This is a genomic window from Caulobacter sp. CCG-8, from assembly GCF_037402475.1.
In the GTDB taxonomy this organism is placed as follows: domain Bacteria; phylum Pseudomonadota; class Alphaproteobacteria; order Caulobacterales; family Caulobacteraceae; genus Caulobacter.
This window is the reverse complement of record NZ_JBBEUD010000011.1, coordinates 45280-59037: the sequence shown is the minus strand read 5'-3', so window position 1 is coordinate 59037 and position 13758 is coordinate 45280. Positions and strand designations below refer to the sequence as shown.

11 protein-coding genes are annotated in these 13758 nt (G+C 67.1%); 2 read left to right on the top strand and 9 right to left on the bottom strand.

The window, feature by feature from the left end; genetic code table 11:
• Positions 1-209: 209 nt before the first annotated feature.
• From WAE60_RS12455 to WAE60_RS12440, 4 genes are all read right to left on the bottom strand, one after another.
• Positions 210-2228 (bottom strand): TonB-dependent receptor, encoded by a 2019-nt coding sequence (locus tag WAE60_RS12455; RefSeq protein WP_337686783.1) that lies wholly within the window; start codon positions 2226-2228, stop codon positions 210-212.
• Between the two features lie 26 nt (positions 2229-2254).
• The gene (locus WAE60_RS12450) at positions 2255-2779 is read right to left on the bottom strand and encodes a hypothetical protein (RefSeq protein ID WP_029910594.1); all 525 of its coding nucleotides are present in this window, start codon (positions 2777-2779) and stop codon (positions 2255-2257) included.
• Between the two features lie 547 nt (positions 2780-3326).
• Positions 3327-3848: a polysaccharide biosynthesis/export family protein gene (locus WAE60_RS12445; protein WP_337686781.1), complete on the bottom strand. Its 522-nt coding sequence runs from the start codon at positions 3846-3848 to the stop codon at positions 3327-3329.
• A gap of 140 nt (positions 3849-3988) precedes the next feature.
• Positions 3989-4783: a metallophosphoesterase family protein gene (locus WAE60_RS12440; protein WP_029910588.1), complete on the bottom strand. Its 795-nt coding sequence runs from the start codon at positions 4781-4783 to the stop codon at positions 3989-3991.
• Between the two features lie 306 nt (positions 4784-5089).
• Between WAE60_RS12440 and WAE60_RS12435 the strand changes: the two genes are divergently transcribed.
• The gene (locus tag WAE60_RS12435) at positions 5090-5872 is read left to right on the top strand and encodes a transglutaminase-like cysteine peptidase (RefSeq protein ID WP_337686780.1); all 783 of its coding nucleotides are present in this window, start codon (positions 5090-5092) and stop codon (positions 5870-5872) included.
• 196 nt (positions 5873-6068) lie between these two features.
• On the opposite strand, the gene WAE60_RS12430 is transcribed toward WAE60_RS12435, so the two are convergent.
• The gene (locus WAE60_RS12430) at positions 6069-6227 is read right to left on the bottom strand and encodes a hypothetical protein (RefSeq protein ID WP_156035672.1); all 159 of its coding nucleotides are present in this window, start codon (positions 6225-6227) and stop codon (positions 6069-6071) included.
• Positions 6228-6416: 189 nt separating this feature from the next.
• Here WAE60_RS12430 and WAE60_RS12425 point away from each other — a divergent pair, with 189 nt between their 5' ends.
• Positions 6417-7070: a sugar transferase gene (locus tag WAE60_RS12425; protein ID WP_081916652.1), complete on the top strand. Its 654-nt coding sequence runs from the start codon at positions 6417-6419 to the stop codon at positions 7068-7070.
• A 90-nt stretch (positions 7071-7160) separates the two neighbouring features.
• Here WAE60_RS12425 and WAE60_RS12420 read toward each other — a convergent pair whose 3' ends face one another.
• The 4 genes from WAE60_RS12420 to WAE60_RS12405 all read right to left on the bottom strand — a co-directional run bounded on the left by WAE60_RS12420 (position 7161) and on the right by WAE60_RS12405 (position 13182).
• A complete protein-coding gene (locus WAE60_RS12420; RefSeq protein ID WP_337686775.1) occupies positions 7161-9125 on the bottom strand; it encodes an O-antigen ligase family protein in 1965 nt (654 codons plus the stop codon).
• The gene (locus WAE60_RS12415; RefSeq protein WP_337686773.1) at positions 9115-11331 is read right to left on the bottom strand and encodes a polysaccharide biosynthesis tyrosine autokinase; all 2217 of its coding nucleotides are present in this window, start codon (positions 11329-11331) and stop codon (positions 9115-9117) included. Before WAE60_RS12415 ends, WAE60_RS12420 begins: the two co-directional genes overlap by 11 nt.
• A gap of 40 nt (positions 11332-11371) precedes the next feature.
• Entirely contained in the window at positions 11372-12631 is a 1260-nt protein-coding gene (locus WAE60_RS12410; protein ID WP_337686772.1) for an outer membrane beta-barrel protein, read from the bottom strand.
• Between the two features lie 83 nt (positions 12632-12714).
• Positions 12715-13182: a hypothetical protein gene (locus tag WAE60_RS12405; protein WP_337686771.1), complete on the bottom strand. Its 468-nt coding sequence runs from the start codon at positions 13180-13182 to the stop codon at positions 12715-12717.
• Between the last annotated feature and the right edge of the window lie 576 nt (positions 13183-13758).

Below are 13758 nucleotides of genomic sequence, written 5' to 3'. Positions count from 1 at the left end.
TCCCCAGACAGATCTTGTTGACCCCGTCCTAGCAGCCGTTGGCGACCGCCAGGTTAACCGGTGTCATTGCTTGTATTCCCGGTGATCGCGCTTCCTGACGCCGCCCGCAAGAGGCGAAAGGCCGCGCCCTCGCCCCTTGCGGGCCGGGCCCAAACAAAAAAGGCCCCGTCCTGCGACGGGGCCCTCCTCGTTTCCGGTGAGCGAGACGCTTACCAGGCCTTGCTGAGGGTCACGAAGGCGCGACGCTCGACTTCCAGGCCCGCCGTCTGGCGCTGATGGCCGTCGGTCAGGTTCTGGCCGCTGACCGCCAGGGTGATCCCGTGGTCGAAGGTGCGGGCCACGCGGCCGCCCAGGGTCACGTAGTCCTCAACGCTGACCAGCGCGCCGGTCGACAGATAGGCCTTGTGGTCGCCGGTGTAGTGGAAGAAGCCGTCGGCGGCCCACTGGGCGTTGGCCCAGCCGAACGAGACGTTGGCGCGGGTTTCCGGCGTGGTGGCCGAGAAGGCGGCCAGGCGGACCTGCGGCGAGAAGCCGGCGGCGGCCTCGTCGTCGACGTCGGTGAAGGTCCAGTCGCCGCTCCAGTGGAAGCCGCCCTCGATCTTGCCCGAGGCCGTCAGTTCCACGCCCCACATCTTGCTGTCGCCGATGTTGCGATAGCTGAGCAGCGGCAGGACGCCCGGCGCGGTCGGCATGACGTCGATCTGGCCCGAGGTGGGCTGACCCTTCACGTCCTCGGTCTTCTGGCGGAAGACGCTGACGCCGGCCTTGGCGTCCAGGCCCGGCAGCGGACGCTCGTAACCGATCTCGTAGTTGGTCACGATCGACGGCGCCAGGGTCGGGTTGCCGATCACGCCGACGGTGTACGGGCCGGCCGTGGCGCGCAGCTGCACCGCGCCCAGGTCGACCAGGGTCGGAACCTGTACGCCGCGCGCGGCGGTGAGCTTGAAGGTGTCGGCTTGGGTCGGACGATAGACGGCGCCGAAGTTGTAGGACGCCTTCTTGATCGAGCGGTCCCAGTAGGCGTTGGTCACGGCCGGATAGCCGGCCGGGAACGTGCCTTCACGCGACAGCGAGAGGTCGTCGTAGCGGCCGGCGGCGGTGACGGCCAGCTTGTCGCTGATCGCCCAGTTCCACATGCCCGAGACCGAGACGACCTCGTAGCTCAGCTGGCCGCCGGCCAGCGGGGCGGTGTTGACCTCGTTCTTGCGGTATTCGCCGCCGATGCGGAAGGTGTGCTGCGCGCCGATCTTGAACAGGTCCTGGACGCTGACGACGTCCAGCTTGTTCTCGAAGCGCGCCTGCTGGCTGGCGACCAGTTGCTTGGCGGTCAGGTTGGTCTCGTAGGCCGAGGCCTGCAGCAGGCCCAGCTTGGTGTCCGAGGCCAGGGTGGCCTTGACCGAGGTCGTGACGTACTTGCTGGGCGAGTAGCTGTAGTTGGAGACCGCCTCGCTGACCTGGACGTTCGACCACGAGCCTTCGACCCGCAGTTCGGTCTTCTCGGTCAGCTGGGTGATGGTGTCGAGGTTGGCCGAGACCCGGGCGGGGTCGGTCACCTGGCCGGCCAGGACGGTCGAGCCGGCTCGGCCGTACTCGTCCATCTGGGCCGCGCCGGCCGACAGGCGGGCGAAGAAGCGGTCGCCCAGCTTCACCGACTTGACCACCGACAGTTCGCCGTAGCCGTTCGTGCCGCCGGTCAGGTTGATCGAGCCGGCGCTGTCGAACTTCGGGTTCTGGGTGATGATGTTGACCACGCCGCCCACGGCGTTGAAGCCGAACAGGGCGCTGTTGGGGCCCTTGACGACTTCGATCTGGCGGATTTCCGACAGCTGCACGGGCAGGGTGGCCCAGGCGGTGTAGCCGTAGTGGTCCAGATAGACCTGGCGGCCGTTGATCAGGACCAGCAGGCGCGGAGACATCGCCTGGTCATAGCCGCGGACGCTGACGTCCGAGGCGCCGGCGCCCCAGTTCAGCACGTCCAGGCCGGCCACGCGGCTGAGGATGGTCGGCAGGTCGACGGCGCCCGAGCGCTTGATGTCGTCGGCGGAGATGATCTCCATCGCGACCGGCACTTCGGTCGAGCGCTGGGGCGAGCCCGTGGCGCTGGTGGTGACCGGCTCGTTGAACAGTTGCTCCATCGCGCCGTAGTCGATCGACTGGGCGTGGGCGGCCGTGGCGGCCATGGAGAGGATGAAGGTAGCCGAAACGCCGGCCAGGAGGGTCTTTTTCATGATTGGTTCTCTGGGCTCGGACGGGATCAGACTTCGCGGATCATCATGCGGAAGGCGGCCTTGAAGACCGCGCCCACGGCGGCGGCGGCCGCGCGGTTGACGACGATCTCGACCTTCGGGTCGGCCGACACGCTCATCACGCAGGCGCCGCTGGTGGCGCACGAGGTGTCCGAGCCGATGGTGATGATCTTCTTGGCCTTGGCGGCCGCGCCGACGTTGACGCCGGTGGTGACGTAGAGGGCGGCGACGCCGCTGACGCCCGGGACAGCCGAGGCTTCGACCGGCTTGGCGGTCAGGGTCACGGCGCCGGCGCTCATGCCGCCGCCGATGGCGGCCATCACGGCGTTCTTCTCGGCGACCGAGGCGGGCTTGGACGGATCGAACACGACGCCCAGCACGGCTTTGCCGGTCGGGCCGTTCTCGAGGAAGGTCAGGGCTCGGCCGGCGACCTGCACGTCCTTGGCGGCGTCGGCGTGGGCCACGCTCAGCGGCGCGGCGGCAAGGGCCAGTGCACAGAGCGCGACAACGCCCCGAGTGTTTCTTTTCGACATTCTTGTATCCCCTGCCCGAAATTCTTCCGGGCTTCATGAGGGGGCTGATGTCGCGGGAGGCGTAAACAAGGCCATAACCGGAAATCGGATAACGTCGATATATTCTTATGTAATGTGGCCGACAAAGGCTCTATTACTTCAATACAACCAAGATGTATCTTGTATAGAAGATCACATCACTCGGGAAATACGCATTTAATTGCATCGCATCGCGATGCAACATGTTATTCAACAGTTAAAGCGAAGGCGATCACCCGCGTCCTGGACTTTGGTTTCTGATGAAATGACACGTTCCGCGGACTTCAAATTCTGAAGCCGGGCCAAGCGGAGCCGTTCAATCCTCCGCCAACGGACATTTTGTCGCAGCGCGGCGAAACCCGGCGGCGCGACGCTGGGTCGCAACGTCGCGAGGTTGCATCCGGGCGTGGACAATCTGGGGGAAGTCACGCCGGGCGGACGTTCCGAATCCGCCCACGCCCCAAAACGACATCGGGCGCTCCCGCGATCGCGGAAGCGCCCGAATGAAGTACTGGACCGAAATGCGATCCTAGAAGAAGCGTTCGCCGATGCGTATCGTGTCGCCCGGGGCCACCGTGGTCGACGGCTCCAGCGGCATCTTGGTCTCGGTCGTCTGGCCGTCGTGCTTGATGAAGACCTGCTTCTTCTCGGCCCGGTAGGTGTAGCCGCCGGCGGTCGCCACCGCGTTCAGCACCGTCAGCCCCGAGGTGTAGGGATAGGTGCCCGGCTTCATCACCTCGCCGAGGATGTAGAACGGCCGGAAGTTCAGCACCTCGGCGCTCACCCGCGGCTCGCGCAGGTAGCCGTCGCTCAGGGCCTTCTGGACCGCGTCCTGGAACTCGCGAACGGTCAGGCCCACGGCCTTGACGTCGCCGATCAGCGGCAGCGAGGTCATGCCGCTTCCGCTGACGAAGAACTCGCCCGACAGGGACGGCTCGCCGTAGACGGTGACCCGGATCTTGTCGCCCGAGCCCAGCTTGTAGTCCACGACGCTGGCGTCAATGACGGCGCCGGGCGGCGTCGCGGTTTGCGCCAGAGCAAGCGTCGGCATCGAGACCAGAATACTGGCGAGTAAAACCAGAGCGCTGTTGGCGATCAGTCGCACAATTTTCATTTGGTCGAGTCTCTGAACATACAAGTCCCTCGAATGGCCTCATCGCACGTACACTTGGTCAGGACAAGGTCGGCGATTTAAGGGCGGCGGATCTTTCGTGCATTAAGAATAACGGGCGCCTCGCCGGAAAGCTTGACGGCCGTCAGCACGCCGGTCGCGTAGGCGCCCGTGTCAATATTGATGCGATCCGGGCCTAAAAATGGCGTCTCGCTCGGCGTGTGGCCGTGCACGACCACGCAGCCCAGCCGGTGCGGTTCGGAGAGGAAATCCCCCCGGATCCAGACCAGGTCCTCGGGATCCTGCTGCTCGATCGGCACGCCCGGCCGGACGCCGGCGTGGACGAACAGATAGTCGCCGTAGCGGGCCGACAGCTCCAGGCGGCGCAGGAAGGCCTCGTGCTGCGGCGGGAACTTGCCGCGGAACTCGGCCTGGACGGCCTTCCAGCTCTCGGGGTCCCCACGCCCCGGCGGCGGGGCGACGCCGTAGGAGGCCAGGGTCTCGCCGCCGCCGAATTCCGCCCAGGCGGGGCCGCCCTCCGGGCTCTCCAGGAAGGCCAGCAGGGTCTGCTCGTGATTGCCCAGCAGGAAGCGCGCCTCGAACCGCCCCAGATTCGCCGCCGCCTCGCCCAGGGCGATCAGGCGATCGATCACGCCGCGCGACTCCGGCCCCCGGTCGACATAGTCGCCCACCAGGATCAGCACCGGGACCTGGTCCCGCCCGGAAGCGGCGGCGTCCTGCACGATCAGGTCGAGCAGCTGGTCCAGCAGGTCCAGGTGACCGTGCACGTCCCCGATCGCATAGACGAGCCGCCCTCCGGTGGAGGGCGCCGAAGGCTTCGACTGCGTTTTCGAGGAGAAGAACTTGAAGGGCATTGCCGGATCACTCGCCGCCCGGCGGTCACGGGCGATCATCGGCGGCAACTTGCCCCACACGCCCCGGCCCTTCAACCACCGACAGCGCAAATTAACGCAAGATTTATTGACCTATTTTACGGAAGTTTAACCACGCGGTTTATTGATTCATTATTGTTAATTTCAAGATTACCAAAAGTGTTTAAAGGGAAACAACTGAGTTATTTCGGCGCTAATTTATAGTTTAGAGCCAAATTAACCCCCGCAATTCTTCTGTCGGGGGTCGTTGTGAAGCTGCGACATCTTGTTAAGTACGCGAGTTTGAGCGTGACGGTCTTGGCGGCCGGCATGGCTCATGCCGGCTCGCGGTCCTTCATGCCTCAGGGGGCCGCCGTGTCGGCGCCGCCGGGCTTCCTCGACCTGTGCCGACGCGACAGCGCCGCGTGCGGTCCGGCCGGCGCCCAGGAGACGGCCGCCCTCGCGTCCTCGACGATCCTGGCGACCTCGTCGCTGGGCGGCTGGCGCGGCGGCGTCCCGCACGGGGCCGAAGCCACGGCGGAAACCGACGCGGATGCGCCCGCCCTGATCGCCTTCAGCGAACTGGCGGCCTATCGCCCCGCGATCGACGCCGATTTCGTGGCGGCCGGCGAGATGCGCCCCGCCGCCCCGGCCACGGCCACGGCCCCGGTCGCCCTGGCCGAGGCCTCGGGCCCGCGCCTGGTCGCCAAGGACAAGCTTCGCCTGATCAACATCATCAATCGCGAAGTGAACAAGGACGTCCAGAAGGCCGACGACTTCGATCTCTACGGCCTGCTGGAATACTGGTCCCTGCCCCGGGTCATCGACGGCAAGATGTACGGCGACTGCGAGGACTACGCCCTGGAGAAGCGCCGCCGGCTGATCGCCGCGGGCGTGCCGGCCCAGTCGCTGTCCATGGCCGTCGCCGTCACGGCGCGCGGCGAGAGCCACGCGGTGCTGATCGTCGCCATGGAGAGCGGCGACATGGTGCTGGATAACCTGACGCCCTGGGCCACGCCCTGGCAGGACCTGAACTATCGCTGGGTGGAACGTCAGACCGCCGGCGGTTCCGACTGGGTGTCGATCAGCTGATCCTCGTCCGCCACCGGCGCCTCGCGCGCGAGCACGAACGATGACTTGGAGACGCCGGCCCTCGTGGCCGGCGTTTCGCGTTTCGACCGGAGTCGCGGCGCGGCGACCGCCGCATACGAAAAACGCGCCGACGGATTCGTCGACGCGTTCGAATTAGGTTGATTGTGCGAAGGACCCGCGAGGGTCGCGCGGCGTGCTAGCGCAGCGCGCCGATGATCGCGAAGAGACCGCACCACAGCGCCAGGCTGACCAAGGCGGCCGCGCCCAGACCGATCAGACGCGGAAGCCGGCGCGACTTGGCCGCGCCCAGCGTAGAGCTCGAACGGATATCGATATCAGCCACGATCGTCGGCATTGGTGGATGCTCCTCTTAGCACTGACCCTACAGAAAGCTGGCTAAGAGGCCGTGAACGAACATCCCTTACGCATCTTTATTATATTTTATGGTTAAGCTCCAGTTTATGAGCGACGATGTCGCTGCGGTGCGGTAGGGATACGGCGTTGGCTAGCTTCAGGATCGACACGGCGTCCGGGAGATCGATTAATGACCGGAAGTTTTAATACAGAAGCGTTGCAGCGAGACGGCGTTGATATGGCTCCTCCGGTGGCCACGGACCCTTTTAAGCGGTGCTTCGATATTCTGGTCGCGGGCTTGCTGCTCATCTTCTTCGCGCCGCTGCTGTTGATCGTCGCGGCGATGATCAAGCTTGAGTCCCCCGGGCCCGCCCTTTTCCGGCAGACCCGCGGCGGACTGAACGGTCGCACCTTCACCATCTACAAGCTGCGCTCGATGCGCTGCGAAGAGAACGGCGACAAGGTGGTCCAGGCCCAGCGCCAGGACGATCGCATCACCTTCATCGGCAAGCTCGTGCGCTCGTCCAGCGTCGACGAGCTGCCGCAGCTGCTCAACGTCCTGAAGGGCGACATGTCGCTGGTCGGGCCGCGGCCGCACGCCCAGGCGCACGACCGCTATTACGAGACGCTGATCCCGACCTACAACCTGCGCTTCCAAGCCCGTCCCGGCCTGACCGGCCTGGCCCAGATCCGCGGCCTGCGCGGCGCCACGAACGACATCGAGGACATGGCCAACCGGGTGAAGTCGGACATCGACTACATCGACAGCTGGACCCTGATGTCCGACATCCGGATCATGCTGATGACCATCCCCCACCTCCTGCTGGCCGAGAACGCCTACTGAGGCGTCACGCGCGGCGCAGGGCTCGCGCCCGCGTCGCGCCGTCCACGGACGAGGCCTTCGGCCGCCTGAGCGCCGACCTTCCGCGATCCTCTAGTTCGAAACCCGCGCCTTCGGCGGCGGCGGCGGATGCTGCATCCGCAGGACCGCGATCTGCAGGGCCAGGCCGACGCGGCCGGCGGGATTGCGCAACTGGTTGGCCATCTGGATCAGGGGCTTGGCGTAGGGCACCCGCATCCATTCCGCCCGCAGCTGATAGACCGTCTGTTCGCGCGCGGATTGGCTGAGCACGTCCCAGTGCTCGTAGGCGAACACCGCGCGGCGCGTGAACAGGCTGCTCTGCAGCGGCGCGACGGCGAAGGAGCGTTCCAGCGCCAGGTTCGACGCCGCCTGGTCGCCCCGGGCGGCCTCGATCGCCGCCAGCCGCAGCCAGGCCGAGCCCGAGGCCGGCCGCAGGTCCAGTTCGCGATCGCTCAGACGCTTCAGCGCGGTCAGCCGCGCCGGCGAGGGGGACTGGGCCAGTCCGCGTTCGATGCCGGCCGCCAGGGCCTCGGCGGGCGCGGTCGGCCAGGCCGACAGGTCCCCGCCCAGCTTGGCCGCCAGCAAGGGCGGCGCCGTCAGGAGCGCGGCCAGGCCGACGCCGCCGGCCAGGGCCTGGGCTCCCCAGATCGGCCAGGGCCGCGCCGCGTGGGACGACCCGGGCGTACGGCCGGCGCCCAGCGACACGGCGACGCCCAGGACCATGGCCGCCAGGGCCTGGACCGCCGGGACCTGCAGGGCGAAGTCGGTGATCCCGTGCAGCAGGAACAGCACCGCCCCGCAGACGACGGCGCGCGACCAGGCGCCGACCGCGCCGGGCTGCAGGCCGCGTTTCACGACGGGCGCGATGATCGCGACGAACAGCGCCAGCATGGCCAGGGAGCCGACGACGCCGCCCTCCTCCAGCCATTGCAGATAGAGGTTATGCGTCGCCCGGACGTTGAACAGGGTCGGCAACGAGGCGCTGGTGGTGATCAGCTGGTTGATGCTGACGAAGCTGCCCAGGCCGAAGCCGAACCACGGGCTGGAGAGGAAGGCCTCGTAGTGGGGCGCGAAGATCGCCGCCCGCACGGCGACGTCGCCGTTGGCGAGTTCCAGGCGGTCGGCCAACGGGTTGAAGCTGCGCAGGGCCAGGCCCGCCACGAACAGAACCAGGGCCAGCCCGCCGAGCAGGGTGGCGACCTTCAGCTTCTGCCGCTGGGCGATGGCTTCCCAGACCAGGAACAGCGCGACCGCCACCAGGGTCGCGGCCGCGCCGGCCCGCGACGCCGTCAGCAGCAGGGCCGTGGCCATCACCGCCGCGGCGGCGAGGCTGGCCGTCGCCTCGATGTCACCGCGCATCAGGGCCGACAGCCCCGAAAGCCGGCGCAGCCGGTTGCCCAGGGCGGCGAGGGCCAGCAGCAGGCCGCCGCCGAACACCGTCGCGGCCGTGTTCGGGCTGAGCAGGGTCGCCGTCAGTCGGGGCGCGCCGCGCTGGGCCACATAGTCGACGAAGGCCATGGCCCCGTAGGCGCCGATCACCAGCACCGCGATCCGGAAGAACCAGCGGCCTCTCGGCTCGGAGCTGCCGATGATCCGGGCCGCCAGGAACAGGCAGGCCAGGCCCAGGAACTGGAGGATGTTGAGCAGGACCGCCGAGCGGTCGATCGTCAGGCTGCCGCCGCTCGGCGCGAGGTAGCGCCACACCGGGTGCGGCCCGCCCGGTCCCCAGGGGGTCAGCGGCCAGAGGACGGCGAGGAGCAGGACCAGGAACAGCGACGCCTGGATCCGCAGGCCCGCCAGCCGCCCCACGTCGCGCCGGGCCCAGCCGCAGAGGGCCACCAGGCCCTGCAGGAACAGGGCGTAGACTCCGGAAAACACCGCGGCGGTGGCGACGTCGCTGGCGCCGAACGCCAGCACCGCCAGGAAGACGACCGCCAGCAGGCCGACGATCGCCGCCCGTTCGGACGGGATCAGCTTGCGAGGACGACGGGCCGCGCGGCCTTTGGAGACCGCGCGGCCGGCGACGTCACTCGGCATAGTATTTGCGATAGCTCTTGTAATAGTAGTTCGCGTCGCCGTAGCCGTAGCGGCTCTGGGCCTTCAGATCGACCTGGGTCAGGGCTACGCCGGCCACGAAGATCCCGCGGCCCTTCAGCAGGGACAGGGCCGACAGGATGGCCTTGACCGGGGTCTTCTTCCAGCGCGCCAGCATCACCACGGCGTCCGCCGACGGCGCCAGCACCCGGGTGTCGGCGATGGCCAGCAGCGGCGCGGTGTCCAGCAGCACCAGGTCGAAGCGGCTGCGCAGCTCGGCCAGCAGGCGGTGCATGGCGGGCGAGCCGAACACGTCGCGCGGCGTGTAGGCGGCCTTGGCCAGGGGCAGGATCTTGGCGCCGCTGGCGTCGTCGATCAGCGCCTGGTCGAGGGTCGCCACGCCGTTGAGCACTTCCAGCAGGCCCACGGAGGGCGGCGCCTTCAGGAAGCGGTTGATGGCGCTCTGCCGCAGGTCGCAGTCGACGATGACGACGTTGGAGCCGGCGCTGGCCAGGGTCCGGGCCAGCGAGAAGGTGGTCGTGGTCTTGCCTTCGCCCGGCAGGGACGAGGTGATGGCGATGACCTTGGTCGGCTCGCCGACCTTCGAGAACAGGATCGCGGCGCGCAGCTTGCGGAAGCTTTCCGCGAAGCTGGAGAGCGGCTTGGCCAGGAGGTAGTCGGCCGGGCTGGTCGTGCGCGAGATCTTGGCCTCGGCCGCCGAGCTCAGCAGCGGCACCGAGCCCAGATAGGGCAGGCCCAGTCGGCGTTCGACCTCGTCCTCGGTGAACAGGCCGGCCACCAGGACCTCGGCCAGGACGACCGCGACGGCGCCGGCGCCCAGGGCCATGATCATGCCCAGGGCGAGGTTGAGCGAGGGCTTGGGATAGCTGGGCCGGGTCGGGATCTTGGCCTTCGACACGACGCGGGCGTCGGCCTGCTCGATGCCCTGGTTGGTCGAGGTCTGCTTGAAGCGGGCCAGCAGGGTCTCGTACAGCGTGCGGACCGAGTCGGCCTTCCGCTGCAGCTCGCCCAGGCGGATGCTGGCGCGGTTGTTGCCGGCCAGGGCGCCGCGCGAGGAGGCGACGCTGCCGGCCATCGAGTTCGTGCGCTGACGCGAGACCTGGGCCTTGGCTTCCAGGGCGGAGATGATCCGCCCGATCTCGGCCTGGATCTGGCTGTCGATGTCGGCCAGCTCGCGCTTGGCCTTCAGCAGGTCGGGGTGGCGGTCGCCGTAGCGGCCGGCGAGGTCGGCGACTTCGGCGCTCTTCTCGGCGCGCTGCTTGCGTAGCTGCTGGACGACGGGCGAGGTCAGGGCTTCGCCGACATCCTCGCCGTTGCTGCCGCGGGCCAGCTGGTTGCGGGCCGTGGCCAGGCGCGCGTCGGTTTCGGCCTGTTCGGCGCGAGCGGTCGCGAGTTGGGTGTTGAGGCCCGAGATCTCCTGCTCGGTCAGGGTCGCGCCCTCGGCGCTCAGCAGGTTGTTGGCGATCTTGTACTGCTGGACGGCCGCCTCGGCCTCCTGCAGTTGGTCGCGCAGCTCGGCCACGCGGCCGTCGAGCCACTCGTTGGCGCTCTTGGTCGCGTCGAACTTCGCTTCGAGCTGTTCGGTCAGGTAGAGGTCGGCGAAGGCGTTGGCCAGCTTGGCCGCCTGTGCCGCGTCGGGGTGGGTGTAGTCGATGACGATCAGGTAGGTCAGGCCCGACCGGCGGACCTTCAGGCCCTGCAGGACGTTGTCGACCACCATCTCGGCCCGGCGCTGCTGCTCGATCGGCGAGACCTGGGCGCTCGGCGCCGCCGCCTTCTTCAGGAACGGCAGCAGCGAGCGACCGCCGCGGGCGCCCGGGGCGTAGGGATTGAAATACGGATCCTCGTCGAGGTGCAGCTGCTTGACCACGCGGGCGGCCAGCGACCGGGACCGCAGGACCTCGACCTCGGTGTCGACCACCGAGGAGTCGGCCGGCAGACCGGACAGGACCGCGCTCATGTCGGTGACCTGTTCGGTCCGCACGTCCAGCATGACCTGCGCCGTCGCCGTGTAGCGGGGCGTCTCCTGCAGCGTGTAGAGCATCACCGCGACGACGACGACCAGCGCCACCGCCGCGAAGAGACGAAGCCGCCTACGGAACGTCGCGATCAGGACATTCAGATCAAACGACGCGGTCTCCGCTTCTGGCGCCGAAGCGCTGCGGGTCTCGAAGGCTGAACCGTCCATGGATACTCTCGACAGGCGTCTCCGCTACGGGAGACGTATTTCAGAACTGCAGCGCGATTGAGGCCGCCAACTTGTTGTCCGAGAAGGACGACCCCCGTTGTCCGCCGGACGACTCTTGCTTCAGATAGGTGTACGTAAGGAAAACGCCGACATTGCGATTGATCAGATAAGTCACGCCGGCGCTGGCGCCGGTGCGCTTGTCGTTACGATCGATCGACTGATAGTCGTCCTTGCCGTAGCTGGCTTCCGCCGACAGCAGAACATTACGCAGCAGCTCGTGATCGACCGAGGCCGAGACGTTGTTCGAGATGTAGCCCTGCGACCCCGTCGCGACCGCTTCCTCGATGGTCCGCGAACCGTCGAAGGTGACCGTGGTCAGCTGGGTGGGGAACCACTCGACCTCGGCCTTGGCGCTGACGCCGTCGATGTCGTCGTAGATCGGGAGGTCGTAGCTCTGGTCCATGTAGCCGATCTCGATTTCCCCGCGCACCAGGCTGGAGAGTTCGAAGTTGGCGCCGACGGTGGCCGAGTAGCCGTCCGAATCCCGGCCCGAGGTGGCCAGGTCGTAGTTCTTGGTGTTGCCGACGATCGAGCCGAACAGCGCGGTGTCGGGGCTGACGGCGTATTCCGCCTTCAGGCCGTAGTAGATTTCGTTACGGTCGCGCGCGTCCTGGTCCAGCACGCCGCCGGCGATGTTGCGCACGTCGTCGTAGTTGTAGTTCCGGTCGTTCAGGCGGCCGGTCAGGCGGATGCGGTTGAATTCCTTGACGCCGATCACGCTGCCGGTGACCAGGCTGTATTCGACCGGCGTCGCGGCGGCGAGGGGCGAGGTCGGCGAGGTCCGGGGCTCGGTCCGCTTCTGATACTGCAGCGAGCCGGTGACGTTCGATCCGCGCGTGATGTCCGCGCGACCGTTGACGCCCACCGTGTATTCCTCGGTGTTTTCAGTGTCGAAGTCGGAATAGCGATTGATCGTGGCCGAGGCGAACGCGCCCAGGGCGTGGCGCGACCAGTCCGAACGGATGGCCACTTCCGGCTTCACGCGCCAGATGGTGTCGTCCTGCTCGGCGATCGCCGTGGCGTAGATGTTGTCGTTGCGCTCGACGCTGCCGGTCACGCGCGGATAGACCGTGAAGCCGCCGGCCTTGATGCCCTTGGCTTCGTAGTCCGGGCGCGGACGCTCGCGGACGGTCACGTTGCGGTCCCGCTTGAAGTTCGAGCCCAGGTCCTGGGCGCTCGCGACATGCGGAACGACCAGCATGAAGAACGCCGCCGTGGCAGCGGAAGTCAGAAGTTTCATCGATTAAATCCCCACCTTTTTCGGTCGGCGAAGCCCTCAGGGTCCGCAACAAACACACGCGGACCCGGCTCGAACCGCCGTTGTTAGCCGCCGCAATACGCGGCGATGACGCCGGCGCACGGATCGTAGGCGGCCGTCCCGCCACCACCGCCCGCGCCCGTCAGACCCACCAGGACGCTGACGCCGCCGGCGGCGTTGGTCGACGCCGTGACGGTGGCCGATTGGCCGGTCCTGGACAGTTGGGCGACCACCGCCGGCGCGGCGGCGATCTTGGCGGCCATGTCCGGCGCGACCGCGGCGGCGACCGAAAGGGCCACGCCGGCGCTGATGGTGCCGTCGGCGACCGCCTGGATGAGCGCGTCGGCGATCACTTCGGAAGACGCGCCGCTCAGCGACAGGGCGTTCGAGACCGAAGTCACGATCGCCGCCGTCTTCGCATCCGCGGCCAGGGCCTGGAAGCCGCTCTGGGCGGCCGCGGTGCGGGCCGCGGTGGAAATCACGCCCTGCAGGCTCTGCGCGGTCGCGACGCTGGCGACCTGCGCGAAAGCCACGCCCCCGATCACCGGGGACACAACCATTGCGATATTTACGGCTACAACAACGCCAAATTTACGTGAGAACATGGCGGAGCCCCTCTCGGTATTGAATTTCGCCGGACCATAGTGCCGTGACGGCCAACACTCCAGCACTATTTACGACCAGTTAAGCATCTTGGTGCGCGAAACAGCCTATCCGATGCTTTTTTGACGCATTCCAAGGCAAAAGACCGACGTCAGACTAAACTTGAAGCATTATACAGCGCGAAATTTACCATATCTGCCGACGTTTTGCCTCGTACAGAAGAGCGATGACTCTCCACTGTCCATCAACGGATGTCGGCGTCGTTTGTCTCAACATGCCAAGATGACACCGCTAGCTTGACCATAAGAACCAGGCATCCGGCCACCCGACCCGAAAGTCGGGCGCCCCTGGCGCTCACCTGTCAGGCGAGGGATTTGCTGCACTGCACACTAGCAGAAGCTTTTGAACGTTTCTTGGAAGAACCGCAACAGATCACGAGCCGGTCGTGAAATCGGGAGACGCCTTCCACAAAAGGCGCAATCCCCAAGGCCCAGCGCCGCTTTTCG